Source organism: Pseudosulfitobacter pseudonitzschiae (assembly GCF_002222635.1).
Lineage (GTDB): Bacteria > Pseudomonadota > Alphaproteobacteria > Rhodobacterales > Rhodobacteraceae > Pseudosulfitobacter > Pseudosulfitobacter pseudonitzschiae_A.
This window is the reverse complement of sequence record NZ_CP022420.1, coordinates 62,141-75,675: the sequence shown is the minus strand read 5'-3', so window position 1 is coordinate 75,675 and position 13,535 is coordinate 62,141. Positions and strand designations below refer to the sequence as shown.

The 13,535-nt window shown below is 57.3% G+C and carries 12 protein-coding genes and 4 pseudogenes; 5 read left to right on the top strand and 11 right to left on the bottom strand.

Translation table 11 applies throughout. The annotated features are described in order from the left end of the window. The first annotated feature begins 2 nt into the window (after positions 1 to 2). Entirely contained in the window at positions 3 to 458 is a 456-nt protein-coding gene (locus SULPSESMR1_RS25680) for an IS5/IS1182 family transposase (RefSeq protein ID WP_009573552.1), read from the top strand. A 15-nt stretch (positions 459 to 473) separates the two neighbouring features. Further along, a pseudogene (locus SULPSESMR1_RS25675) lies at positions 474 to 668 on the top strand (transposase); the annotation flags it as partial. A gap of 347 nt (positions 669 to 1,015) precedes the next feature. On the opposite strand, the gene phnE reads toward SULPSESMR1_RS25675, so the two are convergent. From phnE to phnC, 3 genes are read right to left on the bottom strand one after another with little or no spacing between them, the layout of a single operon-like run. Beyond that, positions 1,016 to 1,840, bottom strand: a complete 825-nt coding sequence (phnE, locus tag SULPSESMR1_RS23605; protein WP_009573551.1) for a phosphonate ABC transporter, permease protein PhnE — start codon at positions 1,838 to 1,840, stop codon at positions 1,016 to 1,018. Positions 1,841 to 1,864: 24 nt separating this feature from the next. Next, positions 1,865 to 2,740, bottom strand: coding sequence for a phosphate/phosphite/phosphonate ABC transporter substrate-binding protein (gene phnD, locus SULPSESMR1_RS23600; RefSeq protein ID WP_009573550.1), 876 nt, complete (start codon positions 2,738 to 2,740; stop codon positions 1,865 to 1,867). Between the two features lie 23 nt (positions 2,741 to 2,763). Next, positions 2,764 to 3,543 carry a phosphonate ABC transporter ATP-binding protein gene (gene phnC, locus SULPSESMR1_RS23595; protein WP_009573549.1) on the bottom strand — a complete coding sequence of 260 codons (780 nt, stop codon included), beginning with the start codon at positions 3,541 to 3,543 and terminating at the stop codon, positions 2,764 to 2,766. 118 nt (positions 3,544 to 3,661) lie between these two features. Between phnC and SULPSESMR1_RS23590 the strand changes: the two genes are divergently transcribed. Beyond that, the gene (locus SULPSESMR1_RS23590; protein WP_051130657.1) at positions 3,662 to 4,660 is read left to right on the top strand and encodes an NAD(P)-dependent oxidoreductase; all 999 of its coding nucleotides are present in this window, start codon (positions 3,662 to 3,664) and stop codon (positions 4,658 to 4,660) included. Further along, complete coding sequence (locus SULPSESMR1_RS23585) at positions 4,657 to 5,523, top strand: LysR family transcriptional regulator (protein WP_009573532.1); 867 nt, start codon at positions 4,657 to 4,659, stop codon at positions 5,521 to 5,523. The genes SULPSESMR1_RS23590 and SULPSESMR1_RS23585 overlap by 4 nt, the downstream gene beginning before the upstream one ends. 98 nt (positions 5,524 to 5,621) lie before the next feature. Here SULPSESMR1_RS23585 and SULPSESMR1_RS23580 read toward each other — a convergent pair. Then, positions 5,622 to 5,801, bottom strand: a pseudogene (locus tag SULPSESMR1_RS23580) (DDE-type integrase/transposase/recombinase); the annotation flags it as partial. 249 nt (positions 5,802 to 6,050) lie between these two features. Here SULPSESMR1_RS23580 and SULPSESMR1_RS23575 point away from each other — a divergent pair. Next, a complete protein-coding gene (locus SULPSESMR1_RS23575; protein ID WP_198362933.1) occupies positions 6,051 to 7,268 on the top strand; it encodes an IS110 family transposase in 1,218 nt (405 codons plus the stop codon). An 86-nt stretch (positions 7,269 to 7,354) separates the two neighbouring features. Here the strand turns inward: SULPSESMR1_RS23575 and SULPSESMR1_RS23570 are convergent. From SULPSESMR1_RS23570 to SULPSESMR1_RS23540, 7 genes and pseudogenes are all read right to left on the bottom strand, one after another. Then, a pseudogene (locus SULPSESMR1_RS23570) lies at positions 7,355 to 7,822 on the bottom strand (IS6 family transposase); the annotation flags it as partial. 106 nt (positions 7,823 to 7,928) lie between these two features. After that, positions 7,929 to 8,207 (bottom strand): annotated as a pseudogene (locus tag SULPSESMR1_RS23565) (helix-turn-helix domain-containing protein); the annotation flags it as partial. Between the two features lie 55 nt (positions 8,208 to 8,262). Next, complete coding sequence (locus SULPSESMR1_RS23560) at positions 8,263 to 9,054, bottom strand: TniQ family protein (RefSeq protein WP_037239953.1); 792 nt, start codon at positions 9,052 to 9,054, stop codon at positions 8,263 to 8,265. Next, the gene (locus SULPSESMR1_RS23555) at positions 9,051 to 9,989 is read right to left on the bottom strand and encodes a TniB family NTP-binding protein (RefSeq protein ID WP_250161499.1); all 939 of its coding nucleotides are present in this window, start codon (positions 9,987 to 9,989) and stop codon (positions 9,051 to 9,053) included. Before SULPSESMR1_RS23555 ends, SULPSESMR1_RS23560 begins: the two co-directional genes overlap by 4 nt. Then, positions 9,986 to 11,347 (bottom strand): ISKra4 family transposase, encoded by a 1,362-nt coding sequence (locus tag SULPSESMR1_RS23550; RefSeq protein ID WP_089423474.1) that lies wholly within the window; start codon positions 11,345 to 11,347, stop codon positions 9,986 to 9,988. The genes SULPSESMR1_RS23555 and SULPSESMR1_RS23550 overlap by 4 nt, the downstream gene beginning before the upstream one ends. Before the next feature lie 307 nt (positions 11,348 to 11,654). After that, complete coding sequence (locus SULPSESMR1_RS23545) at positions 11,655 to 12,962, bottom strand: TRAP transporter large permease (protein ID WP_089423490.1); 1,308 nt, start codon at positions 12,960 to 12,962, stop codon at positions 11,655 to 11,657. A gap of 34 nt (positions 12,963 to 12,996) precedes the next feature. Then, positions 12,997 to 13,491 carry a TRAP transporter small permease subunit gene (locus SULPSESMR1_RS23540; RefSeq protein WP_089423489.1) on the bottom strand — a complete coding sequence of 165 codons (495 nt, stop codon included), beginning with the start codon at positions 13,489 to 13,491 and terminating at the stop codon, positions 12,997 to 12,999. Positions 13,492 to 13,535 lie beyond the last annotated feature (44 nt).

The window sequence follows — 13,535 nt, the reverse complement described above, 5'->3', positions numbered from 1 at the left end:
CTATGCCGCATATATTCAACGCTGGTCGACGCGATAAGTTTTCCAAGGCGAAATACACGGTGACGAATTGGTCGGATTTCAACGAGGCTCTGCGCCGTCGCGGAGACGTTACGATCTGGCTTGAGGCCGGGGCTGCCGGGCGATGGTCAGCGCCGAAGCGAAAGGGTCGCGGTGGTCAGCCAAAATATTCGGACTTCGCGATTGAGACGTGTCTGACGCGGGGGCTGATCTTTCACCAGCCGTTGCATCAGACCCAAGAGTTCGTCCGGTCGCTACTTGGACTGATGGGCGTGGAGTTGCCGGTTCCAGACTTCTCGACCTTATCGCGGCGGGCGATTGACCTCTCGGTCGTGGACGAAAGGCCACAATCCAGTGGCCCCACCACGCTGATCGTGGATAGCACAGGCCTGAAGATCCATCGCGGTTCGGGCTGGCAGGACGAAAAGCATGGCACGTGAAAGACCCGCAAATCCTGGCGTCAACTGCACATCGGGTATGACCCGGACAGCGGTGAGATCGTCGCCTCACTGTTGACCACAGACCAGATCGGCGACGAAACCGCCTTGCCCGACCTCATCGTGGGGATCGCAAGCCAGGTGACCCGCGTTCTGGCGGACGCCGCTTATGATGGCACCGTAGTTTCCGATTGCTTGACCCAAAAGTTCTGACCCGATGTCGAGATCACCATCCCGCCACTAATTACCGCTGTTCCCGGCCTACGCGATGGGCGCAACGCTCACATAGAGCATATCGCCGAGCATGGCCGAATGGCAGGGTAGTCAGCAACGGGATACAATCGCAGAGCCCTCGTCGAAGCCCAGATCGGGCGCCACAAAGACCCTCAACCGCATGACCCGCCTCGGTCATGCGGTCTTCAAACGTGCCGCATAGTCGTTCGGGGAAAGGGGCGCCTGCACCCATATTTTGACCCATGCAACAAGCTGGCATGAAAGAAAACTGAACCGTTGAGGTGATGGCTCATTGTTCGAGCAAATCACCTTGGCATCTGCTTAAATCACCGGAACTTCGCACGGAGCATATTGCTGAGTATATCCACAACGGTCACACAGGCGAGGATGACCAGCAAAACCGCTGACACCTGTGGGTAGTCCAGAAGGCGGAGCGAGCCGACGAGCTCAGTGCCGATACCGCCTGCACCAACCATACCCATGACGGTCGAGGCTCGAAAATTATATTCCCAGCGATACATGCTCACATCTGCGAATTGCGGAAAGACTTGAGGCAGGACGCCATGCAGGATGACTTGCATTGACGTGGCTCCTGACGCCTCGGTCGCTTCAATCGGTGCAGGATGCGCGTGCTCGATGGCCTCCGCAAAGAATTTTCCGACCATTCCAACCGAATGGAGGCCAAGGGCCAAAACACCAGGCAACATGCCAAACCCTACAGCTGCAACGAAAATTATACCCATGATCAATTCTGGGATCGAGCGAAGCGTATTCAGGACGACCCGCGAGACTTGGTAGATAACCTTGTTGGGCGATGTGTTCCGTGCGGCCAAGAAGCCCAGTGGCAAAGAGAGAGCGACCGCCAGCGCCGTGCCGGCGATAGACATAGCCAGCGTCTCGACAAGGGGTCCTACCCAGTCGCGCCAACGGCCGAAATCCGGCGGGAACATCTCAGTGCCGAGGATACCGATAGCCGGCAAGCCGCTGGTCAACCGGCTCCGATCTAGCATCCCGGTCATCCATAGCGATACAATGACGATCGCGGCGACTACGGCGATTTGAAGGAGCAGCTTTCGCCGCCCCTTGCTGTCCTCGGCCAGCACATCTTCAGCGTTGGTCAGCGCAGGCTGGGCAGTCAAGAGGCGGGTCATGGCGGTCTCCTAGTTCGGGCATTCTCAGTCGGCTTGCAGGTTCTTGCGGATGTCACGGATGATGTCGTAGTCGGCATCCGTGATTGCTGCGAACCCGTCGGCCTTGAACGGCGTCAGGACTGCATCGCCCGCGTCGGTCCCTGGCTCCAGCGTCAGGAAGGCGTCCTTGATTGAGTCTTCAAGCGCCTCGGTCATGTCGGTGCGCATAACCCAAGGATATTGTGGGATATCGGCGGAGTAACCGATGACAATCAGCTTCGATGCATCAACCGACCCCTTGGCCAGCAGGCTCTCGTAGATCGGACGGCTCAGACCGCCGACAGCGGCATTGCCCAGCTCGACGTTGCGCGCCACCGCGTCGTGCGCGCCCGTGAAGTTCTGGGTATAGTCATCGCCCTCCGTCACGCCTTCGAGCATCATCGTGTATTTCGGCGCGAAGTGGCTCGAGGTGGATGCCTGATCGCCAAAAGCCACATCGATGCCCGACCCTTCGATATCGTCGATCGAGTCGATACCGCTTTCGACATTGGCAATGAGGACAGACTGGTAGGTGGTGCTTCCATCCGTCACGCGCGCGGCGAACGGCTCGATGTCCAGATCGCCATCCGCCATCTTGGCCTTGGCGATGGTGTAGGAGGCCGGCCCAAAATACGCGACATCCACGCGGCCAAAGCGCATCGCCTCGATCATCGAAGAGTAATCGGTCGTGACGATCAGTTCGATATCCTTGCCGAGCTTCTCTTCAAGATACGCGGCCAGCGGCTTGTTATCCTGGATCACGGTCGAGGCGTTTTCATCAGGAAGCAGCGCGACGCGCAAAGTGTCCGGATCATAATCGCCTGCTGCGAATGCGGCTGTTGAGGCCAGCAGCATGGCGGTGAGAGTTGCGATATTCTTCATGGCAGTCTCCAAGAGTTGAAAGATCAGTTGGTCGTATCGGCCGGCGCGCCGTAGATGCGCGACAGCGCGGCGTTATCCAGTGCCGAGGGCGGTCCGTCAAAAACGATGTCACCATCACAGAGGCCGATGATGCGATCGGCATAGGCCTTGGCAAAATCGAGTTGGTGAAGGCTGACAATGACGGGAATTCGGTCTTCGCGGCATACGTCGCGGAGGATTTTCATCACCCGGTCCGAAGATGCTGGATCGAGCGATGCGATAGGCTCGTCCGCGAGGATCAGCTTTGGCTCCTGCGTGAGCGCGCGCGCAATGCCGACGCGCTGCTGCTGGCCACCCGAAAGGCTGTCACAGCGTGTCAGCGCCTTGTCAAAGAGGCCCACGCGGCTGAGAGATTCCAGCGCAAGGTGTTTCTCGGCGCGCGAAAAGCCTGCCAAACTGCTCCAGACAGAATGGCGACCGAGACGCGCCATGAGGACATTGCGCAGAGCGCTCAGGCGGCCGATCAGTTGGTGCTGCTGAAAGATCATGGCGGTGTCGCGCCGATGAAACCGGATATCGCGGCGCGACTTCAACTGCTGGCCCGCCGATGTCACGATATGTCCTGCGCTTGGCTGGGTCAGCAGGTTGAGAGTGCGAAGAAGCGTAGACTTACCGGCGCCCGACGGACCAAGAAGGACGGTCACTTCCCCGTCCATGAATTGGCAGGTGGTCTTATTGAGTGCGCGTGTGCCGTTCGGGTACACGACTTCGACATCGTCGACGCTCAGAATATCACGTCCCATAATACTCATTGACCCATCCATCGCACCGATTCTCCTTCTGTTAGTTCTTTGATACGCAATATATATGACAGTTTTATTACATATTGCGATATATGTTCCTTGCTGTTAGTGATTGGAAAATCGCAGCTAAGGATGTTGGATAATGGTCAAAATTGTAGTGCCCAACTGGATCGAAGATGAGACGCTGGCACGCCTTTCAGCGCACGGGGATGTCGTGACCAGCGAGGGGCGCGATCCACTCGCCGACGACGAATTGCGTGCGGCTTGCGCGGATGCATCGGCGTTGATGGCCTTCATGACCGAGTGCGTCGACCGCCCATTTCTGGACGCCTGCCCCAAATTGAAGATTATTGCCGGCGCATTGAAAGGCTTCGATAATCTTGATCAGCGGGCCTGCACAGATGCCAGGGTGCTGTTGACCTATGTTCCGAACCTTTTGACCGAGCCGACGGCCGAGTTGGCCATTGGCCTCAGCATTGCGCTCGCACGGAACATGCGTGCGGGAGACGCGCATCTACGGTCAGGAACGTTCGCCGGGTGGCGGCCCAATTTTTATGGTGGCAGCCTGCAAGGCGCGACCGTGGGCATCATCGGCGGCGGTGCAGTGGGCCGCGAGACAATGCGGCTCCTTTCGGGTTTTCGAGGCCGGCGCATCTACTTCGACGAAAATCGCCTCGACCCCACGACGGAAAAAGCTCTCGATGCGCAGTACGCTCCGCTCGATGATCTCACCCGCCTGTCTGACTTCATCATCCTTGCGCTGCCATTGACGGACCAGACCAAGCACATCGTGAATGTATCTTTTCTAGCAGCGATGAAACAAGGGACTTATCTGGTCAATCCCGCGCGCGGATCGTTGGTGGATGAGGCCGCCGTCGTGGAGGCGCTGAACACAGGCCGCCTTGCCGGCTATGCCGCGGACACGTTCGAGATGGAGGATTGGCATCGCCCGGATCGGCCAAGGCAAGTTCATCCAGCGCTCCTCGCCTGTGACCAAACGGTTCTGACACCGCATATCGGATCGGCAGTCAGCGAGGTGCGCCGCCAGATTGCAGCCGAGGCCGCCGATGAGATCATCGCCTTTCTTTCTGGCAAGCGGCCGCGCCACGCCGTCAATCCCGAGGTGCTCGAGACGTGAACCCGACTGTTCTCAAAAGCTTCGTCGCGCTGGCCGAACTCGGCAGCTTCCAGACTGCCGCCGTCCGGATCGGCATCGCGCAGCCTACCCTGTCGCAACATATCAAGAAATTGGAGGAGGACTTAGGCGCGCCCTTGATCCAGCGCAGCCATAGCGGCAGCCGCCTGACCGACGCCGGGCTGCGACTCCTGCCACATGCACAGCAGATTCTTACATCCACTCAAAGGGCACAGGCCGCCGTTTTATCCGAGTCGCTCAAGATCGGGTGCAGCGGCAACATCGCATCATACTTCATGCCGGATGCGCTGGCATCCTTTCTCAAACAGACATCATCGCAGATGCGATGGGAGGTCATCTCAGCCCCAAACCCTCGCGTTGCGCAGATGTTGCTGGCCGAAGAGATCGACATCGCCGCGATGGAGTGGCCAATTTCCCACCCCGCCGTAACGGTGGCTCCTTGGCTCAGCGATGAAATGATCGTCATCCTGCCAAGCGATCATCCACTTGCCACGCGCGAAGAGATCAGCTTTGCCGAACTCAAGACGCTCAAGATGCTGGGCGGCGAGCGCGGCAGCGGGACCGGCACCCTTCTGACAGAAGCACTAGGGCCCCAAGCAGAAGATGTCGACACCATCGGCAATGTGGGCTCGACCGAGGCAGTTAAGCGCAGCGTGGCCGCCGGTCTGGGCGCGTCCATCGTGCTGGAGACGGCGGTGCGAGGCGAAATTGCTTCGGGCTCGCTGGCACGAGCAAGGCTCGAAGGAATGCCTTTGAGAAAGCAGTTTTTCATCGCGCAAATCACATCAAGCGCCGAGACCGGCCCAGCGGCCCGGCTTTTCAAGTTTCTACTTGAGTCCGACTGACGACCCTACCCGGATAGATTGGATCGACGCGCTAGTCACAGAGGGGGTTCCGTCGCAAAGTTCAGTGTGGCCAAGAAAGACGCTTCCTCGGTTGCGCGTCACGCGGCAAGACTGGCATAGATCTCGAAGGGGCAACCACTTCCCAACTCTCCTTTCCTGATCATGTGTGCCGTTTCTATACCGTCCAAAGTTGCAGTTGCTGATCTGAATGACTTGAAGCCCAACATCGGCCTGATCCGCCGTTTTACGCCTCGGTGATCCTGCTCAACGATGTTGTTATCCGGCATGAATGATCTCGGCACCCCAATCGGAGGTTTATAATACCTCGATGTGGGTTAGAATTGACCCACCGGGATTGGGGTGTTGGGAGCACGAATGGCGGGCAGGCCGAAGTATCTCATGAGCTGAGAGCTCGAGTTGTTATCTGGCCGCCCCTTCGACTTGCCCGGTTGCGCTGCGAGCGCGGATCCGTAGTTGTCGTGTGGCCCGCTGGCTCCCTTGTTTTTGAACATTGAAAGGAGCCAATCATGAAGATCATTGCCCTCGATGTGCATCGTACCTTCGCACAAGTGGCGATCCTGGAGAACGGCAAGATCAGGGATGCCGGTCGCCTGGAGCTTGAGCGCGAGCATATCCTGAAATTTGCAAAGCGGCTAAATGTGGAGGACGAGATCGTTCTGGAAGCGACGGTCAACACAAAAGCCATCGTGCGACTGCTGTCGCCCCATGTGAACCGGGTTGTCATCTCCAACCCTCTTTTAGTGCGCGCTATTGCCTGGGCCAAAGTCAAGACCGACAAGATCGACGCGTCGGTTCTGGCGAAACTACACGCCAGTGGGTTTCTGCCTGAGGTTTGGATGCCAGATGAGGAAACAGAACGGCTTCGTCGCGTCGTGGCTGAGCGGGTGCAACTGGTCTCCCAGATGACCCGTCTCAAAAACCGGATCCATTCGGTTTTGCATGCCAATCTGATCCCGCCCTTTTCCGGCTCTCTGTTCTCAAAGCGCGGAAGGGCCTGGCTTGAGGCGCTACCTGTTGCCGAAGATCAGCAGCGCGTCATCCTCCGCCATGCCAGCGAACTTGATCGGCTCGGTCACGACCTCAAGCAGATCGATGAGGATCTTGCACAGGCAGCACTCCAGGAACCGCGGGTGAAGCAACTGATGACTATCACCGGCGTCAACATGATCGTCGCATTGAGTGTCCTGGCTGCCGTTGGCGATATCGGACGGTTTTCATCGCCAGAGAAGCTTGTCAGCTATTTCGGCCTCAATCCCCGGGTACGGCAATCTGGTGACAAGCCTGCCTATCACGGGCGCATCACCAAGCAGGGTCGATCACATGCGCGAGCGATGCTGGTGGAGGCAGCCTGGTCGGTGTCCCGAACACCTGGCCCGCTGCGAGCCTTCTTTCAACGGATCAAAGAAAAGCGCGGGAACCAAGTCGCAGCAGTCGCGACAGCGCGTAAGCTGACGGTGGTCATCTGGCACATGCTGTCGAAGGGCGAAGAGTACATCTGGAGCCGTCCTGCTCTCCTGGACTGGAAGCTGAGAAAACTGGAGTTGGCCGCAGGGTACCCTTCTAAACGGGGTGGCAGGACGAAAGGGTCAGCAGCCGACTACAGCCTCAAATCGGTGCGCGATCGGGAAAGAGAGGCTGTCGGTCACGCGGAGGAAGTATACCGCCGCTTCGTCACAAAATGGAAGCAGAGGTCGCCAATGGCCAATCCGGTTTCACATCAGTAGGTCGACCAAAAAAAAGGAGCTCCGTACTTCAAAAACTTCTTGTCAAATACATCCGTGAGATATTTGAAACGATAGACCCTTATTCAGCGATCGGAACCGACCTTTCGAAGCGCGGCGTTCATCCCCTTCAGGCCGGCAGTGTTCGCCCCGCTCTTGTCGATCGCACAGGCCCGGGGGAGCCCGTTCGACGAAATCGTTTGCGCCAGAAAACTCAGCGCCGCCGCCTCATCGCGATGCTCAGAGAGCATGAAGTCAAGGGTTTGGCCGTTTCGATCGACCGCACGATAGAGGTAACACCACTCGCCGCGGACCTTCACATAGGTCTCGTCTAGGCACCACGACAGAGCCGTCGCGGCTTTCCTGCGTTGCGCCACCGTGGCCAAACCCGAGGCGTATCTGACCACCCAACAGTTCAGAGTAGCGTGGTCGACCACCACGCCGCGCTCCGCCAGGATTTCTTCGAGATCACGGTATGACACACCGTACCGCACGTAGAAGAAAACGGCATGCAGGATCACGTCCTGCGGAAACTGAGCACCTTTGAACGACACCATCTGACGGACCTCATCGACAAATCACGCTGCCTGATAGACCATCACGCCAAAGTTTGCGACAGAACCTCCTGCCTTTGCCTGACGGCTGACACTGCGCTCAGGGCCTTCAGTTCAGGGCGCGCCACATCCTGAACCGCCCCTGCCCGGTCAGCTCACGGATCAGGCCCTTCTGTTCCATCCAGGTGAGATTGCGCTGAACCGCTGCTCTGCTGGCGCCTGTCAGCTTTTCAGCCATCGGGGCCGATACCAGTGGCCATTCCGTCAGCACTGCGCGCAAGGCCGGTGGTGTTTTGCCTGACAGCGACATCATTATCGTTTCAGACCGCGCGGACCATGCCTCGATGTCGTCAAGGTGGCGCATTGCTGTGAGAGCTGCGGCCTCCATGTGTCGCGTTACCCTTAAATCTGAGACACGACGCGTTCGGGGATATTTTTTGCCCTTAATTGTGAGATTCGACAGCCACCGGGCCTATGCGTCTCACGCGCCGTTGCGCAATGAGATCAACCGCAGCAAGCAGACGTGGCTCCGTCTCGAAGGCGCGCAAGAGAGCAACCCTTGCATAGTCGTCGATGCGGGAGTTCGAGATGGCCGCTTTGACCAGCGGACGAGATCGGGCTGCATCAATGGCGGCAAGGCAAAAAAGCCTCACTTCCTGTCGATGGCTCTGAAGAGCGGACAACGGTTCCCGGCGGAAGGCCTTTAATGACATGGCAAAGGTGACCGCGCGCATTGCGCGCCGAAGTTGCTTGGAGCTGCGTAATCGCGCGGCGTATTCAAGCCGCGCGGCGCCGTTGCGCGCACGATTTATCAGCTTTTCGGGCATCTGTTCGCCACTGGGCTTGCCGAGCGTCGGCACAAGTCTCGTCCCGCAAACCTGGCAGTCGAATGCCCAGGCTCGCCTCCAATGCTTGAGCGAAAGGCCCCGCCGAGAGCATTCCTGACAAGATTGGAACGGGACGCGGGCCGTCAGCAGGGTCTCTAATGGCGTCATTATTGGAAAGGTCAAAGACTGCACGATATCGGGATCGGTTCGTGCGGCGTCGGAAATTTTATATGCCGCTGCCGCGTCGATGTTGAAGTCCAAGGACGTGCCATGAGTTGTATCGATTTCGATATGGGCCAGTAGTTCCGCGTCATCACAGTAGTTGGCCGCAGCCAGCCGAGACAACCAACCTGACAACAACTCATCTGGCAGAGGTGCGACAGTCTTGGGCAGCGGGCGCGGTTTCAAACCCCGGACTTCTCGAGCCGGCGATGGGCGTTCGCATGGCGCGACCAAACCGGGGTCCATTTTGCGATTGCGTCATCGGTGATGCATTCCTCACCTGTGACAATGGCGTCGATGGCAAGATCCTTGATCAGGGCGAAGATGCGCGAGGTCACCCCACCGGTCAGTGCAAGTATCTGCTTGAGCGACTTGACCTTCAGATTGGATTTCTTCTCGAGGGGCATTGCCGCAATGAGTGTTTGGATCATGTCCGAGAACTCGGCATCGTCGCGCCAGTTCGGCAGGTGATGTTCATCCAACCGCCTGGCAAGCTGGATATCACCACGGATGGCATCGACGGCCTCGCTGACCCCCAGGCAGACCAGTGACACTTCGAGTTCATTGCTGAGATACCGAAGAACATTGAGAAAGCGGCGCTGTTCGCGGTGGGTCCCGGCCAAGAGGTTGTGGACCTCGTCGATCATGATCATCCGCAGGCCAAGGTCGCGCAAAAGCGCAACAACACGGACTTCGAGGGAGGCCACATTTTGAGCGCGCGCGCTCAGTGCCGTGGCCGGTGCCCCGACGGACGCCAGAATGTGCAGATAGAACCGCCGTTCGTCGGGTGCCGGCGGTGCTTGTAACAGCAAGAGCGGCGTTCGCGTAATTCCCGATGCTGGGTCATATTCCGGTGCATATCTGCGCGACAGGTTGCGGGCGATCATCGTCTTGCCGATCCCGGACGCGCCATGCACAAGAAGCCCGGGCATACGGGTTTGCCTCGGCGCTTCGATCATACCCTGCAAACGGTCCAACACCTGTTCGGCCCGCGGAAAGCCGATCCAGATGTCTGATTGAATGAGGGCGATCCGACCGTCTTCCTCTGTTGTCCTTGCCCTCAATTCACCATCTCTCCACCTTGAACAATGGGCGGGGAGTGGACAAAAGATGGGGGTCATGCGGCGCGTTTTCTGTTTGCGACGGTCAGCCGACCATCGAGAACTGCGGCCCTTGTGACGGCTACTCGGTGAGCCCCTTTGGGCGACCAACGCATCCTTCTGCGCTTTCCCATGCGGGCATTGGCAATGTCATCGACTGATCCTTCGGCACGAGATGACGAGATGGGCAGCCCGTTACGGTACCGTCGGCCATAGTCGACAAGGGATTCCATGTTGTTCGCGAGATAGGTGTACAGTGTCTCGCATCGGGCCTGCAAACGAGCGGCAGCGGTGCGAACAGCCAGAGGTTCTTCCGCAAGGCGGGTGCAATCGTGCATGAGCCCCTTCAGATAAGTTTCCGCGACCCGTGCTCTGCCATGCCAAAGCCACCAGCGGAGGCTTTTCGCGGGGCGCTGGAACAGCACCGGAATTCCAGTGAACCCCGGTATCTGGACCAGACCCTGAACGGCGGCCTCGACATGTCGAATCCGCATCGAGATGTGCCACCAGTCGAGGATATGCTTCACCTGGCCGTCGCCACCCATGGCATTCCGTATGAGGTTCGGGAGAGCAATCTCGCCATCAGAGATTACCGTCAACAGACGGCCCGGCTTCCATCCAAAGTCTGACAGCTCTTCTCGCATACGGCTGCCTGGCGATGCCGTCGCATTGGCGACCAAGCCAAATCGTCGGCACATATTGCGACTTTCTATCTTACCGACCACAAGATCGAGGTGTCGCTGCTGATACTCCGGTCGACAGCGGATATGCGCACCGTCCAGAAAAACCGTCAAACCACCTTTGGGCGGTGCTTCAACGGGATCGCCTGATGCCCTTCGACTTTTCTCGAGCCCAGTGGCTACTCTTCCCAACCGGTCACGTACCGTGGTGTGATGGGGCGGATGGCAGGGGAGGAAGCTTTTCATCAGCCGCGCGGCTTCGCGAAAGGAATGCCGGGACCCAAGCTCCGCATGTAGCCGCTGCAGCTCCGGGGTAGCTCGGTCTGGAAAGAAATAGGCCAGCGGAGAAATAGGTCCGCCGGGCACCGCCGCTGACCTGGCATCACAAGAACAGCGGCGCAAGCGCGCGGCTTTGACCCGAACCCGGCCAAAGAGCGTGTCGAGATCGCGCGTGCGATAGTCATGAATGGCACGAACCGAGGCGCAATCCGGGCATACGCGGCTTTCTCGGATGATTTCCTCAACCTGATCGCAAAGAATTGCCCGCTGAATCTGTTCGACAACCCTCTTCCCATCCTCAAGGCGCAGCCCGATCCCGTCTGGACAGGTCACCCGGTAGGGTCGAGAAATGCCTTCAAGCAGATGAGTGCGCTTCTCCCCGTTGTCGAAGGTAGTTTCGATTGTAATCCGTACGTCCATGACAGCCCCCCTCGCAAAGAGCTTACCTTAGCACAGGCCAGATCACCGACGACGACCCCCATGTTTTGTCCACTCCCGCCGTTGATTTCGTTGGATTTCTCATCTCACAATTAAGGGCTACGCGACATCTGCACTCCAGTTGCTTTTGCGCGTCGGTCTGCCAGAAAGGGTTGCTCATACTTACCCCCCGTCAGTTCGGGTATTTTACTCACGCGGGACGTACATCCTCAGTCCGATTAATGGGTCCTAACCCTACCGTACTGCCATATTTGCGTCTTAAGCTGGCTTTCTTTGATAGTGGCCGTTCTCAAAAGGCAAGCGAGGGAAGCCAAAGTGAAATGATCGGAAATGAGATCAGAATGACCAAGGTCAGTATATCCATCGCGACAAACCAAGTGATACCGCGGAAAATTTCAGGCAAAGTTACGCGATTGTTTAGCGCCCCGTTTATTACATAGACATTTAGCCCGATCGGCGGGGTAATCAATCCAATCTCAAGCAACTTGATGATGATGATCCCAAACCAAACTGGATTGATATCGGCCTCATTCACCAGTGGCACAAGGATTGGCAGCGTCAATAAAAGCAGGCCGATACTGTCGATCAACATTCCTAGAACTAGAAAGATCAACGTCACAGCCAGCAAAATCCACCAAGTTTCCGTGCTAACCGACAAAATTGCATCCGCAAAAGCCCGCGGAAATCCTGACAGGGCCAAAAACCTGGTGAAAAACAACGACCCAATCAAAATAATAAAGATTGACGCTGTAGATACAATTGCCTGCGAAACCGCATCGACCAGGGCTGCCCAGGTTAGTTTTCGTCGCACGATTGCAATAACGGTGGCCGCGAATGCACCCAGTGCGCCCGCTTCAGTGGGTGAGAAAACACCAGAAAAGATTCCCCCCAGCACAACAAGGATCAATGTTGGCAAAGGCCAGACGTCGCGAAACGCATCGCGCCGCTCTTGTGCTGTGGTATCAATCTGCACTGTACCAGCGAGTTCTGGTTTCAATTTCACGCGGATGTAAATCATCGCGATGTAGATAAACGCCGACAGAAGGCCCGGAAGAAAACCCGCCATGAACAGTTGACCTACCGACACCTGCGCATAGACCCCATAAAGTATAAGCAGGATCGAAGGCGGAATAAGGGACCCCAAAGTGCCCGATGCGGCAATCGTTCCTGTCGCCAAACCCTTATCATAACCGTTGTTAAGCATTTCCGGCACAGCCATGCGAGACATCGCAGCAGCGGTCGCTACCGATGACCCCGAGGCTGCCGCAAAGAAGGCACAGGCCGCCACAGAGGTGATCGCCAAACCGCCGGGTAATCTTGCAAGATATAGCCTAAGGGCGGTAAACAGTCCGCGTGTCATGTCTGTGGAAGAGCAGATAAATCCCATCAGCAAGAACATCGGCGCTGCCGACAGTTCCCACTGGCCCACATAGTCGAAGGGCGTGGTCGATATCATCCCCCAAGCCACATTCATGTTGAACATTACCGCAACGCCCGCGATTGACACCAGGCCAAGCGCCAGACCGATTGGCACGCGGATGGCGATTAACACAAGTGCCGCAACCACTCCTGCGATCCCCATATCGAGGTTGCTCATTTCATGCCCTCTGAAAGTTTTGTGGTCGGCTGCATCAAAGGGCCTCTCGGCGCACAATCGCGCGCAGAAAGTTTGCAAATACGGCCAAAAAAGTGCCCCCAAAGCCAATGGGAAGCGTCCAACGCGCAGGCCAAATTAGGAATCGAAAATTGCTCATCGCTTCTTCGCTGCGCTGGGTTGCACTGATGGCATCAAGCAAAGTCCGCCAGAAAAGCATCCCAAAGAAGATCATGCCAAGCAGGCAAGCAAATATGTAGAGGCCAAACTGCACTCGCTTTGGCATCAACTGGGCAAACAGGTCGACGCGAATGTTCTCATTCTTGTATTCTACATAGCCGAACCCAAGGAAAACGAGCGCTACCATATAGTAGAACGAAACCCATTCCAGCGTGCCGACAATCTGCCCGTTGAAAAAATATCGCACTCCTACGTCAAGCGTGATGTGCAGCATCATCAGCACCATAGCAACACAGGCTGCAACGGCGGTGCCAATGTTTAGCCAACGGATGGTCCCAGGAACCAAATTCATCTTGCAACCAAGCCTTTCTTGTAAGGATAAAGTGGGCCTGCGAC

What these genes read in the sequence shown, in the direction of transcription:
- phnC (WP_009573549.1), bottom strand. Translation starts at nt 3,543, where the DNA reads ATGGATGGGTCAATGAGTATTATGGGACGTGATATTCTGAGCGTCGAC.
- phnD (WP_009573550.1), bottom strand. Translation starts at nt 2,740, where the DNA reads ATGAAGAATATCGCAACTCTCACCGCCATGCTGCTGGCCTCAACAGCC.
- SULPSESMR1_RS23555 (WP_250161499.1), bottom strand. Translation starts at nt 9,989, where the DNA reads ATGACCCCCATCTTTTGTCCACTCCCCGCCCATTGTTCAAGGTGGAGA.
- SULPSESMR1_RS23575 (WP_198362933.1), top strand. Translation starts at nt 6,051, where the DNA reads ATGAAGATCATTGCCCTCGATGTGCATCGTACCTTCGCACAAGTGGCG.
- phnE (WP_009573551.1), bottom strand. Translation starts at nt 1,840, where the DNA reads ATGACCCGCCTCTTGACTGCCCAGCCTGCGCTGACCAACGCTGAAGAT.
- SULPSESMR1_RS23545 (WP_089423490.1), bottom strand. Translation starts at nt 12,962, where the DNA reads ATGAGCAACCTCGATATGGGGATCGCAGGAGTGGTTGCGGCACTTGTG.
- SULPSESMR1_RS25680 (WP_009573552.1), top strand. Translation starts at nt 3, where the DNA reads ATGCCGCATATATTCAACGCTGGTCGACGCGATAAGTTTTCCAAGGCG.
- SULPSESMR1_RS23550 (WP_089423474.1), bottom strand. Translation starts at nt 11,347, where the DNA reads ATGGACGTACGGATTACAATCGAAACTACCTTCGACAACGGGGAGAAG.
- SULPSESMR1_RS23540 (WP_089423489.1), bottom strand. Translation starts at nt 13,491, where the DNA reads ATGAATTTGGTTCCTGGGACCATCCGTTGGCTAAACATTGGCACCGCC.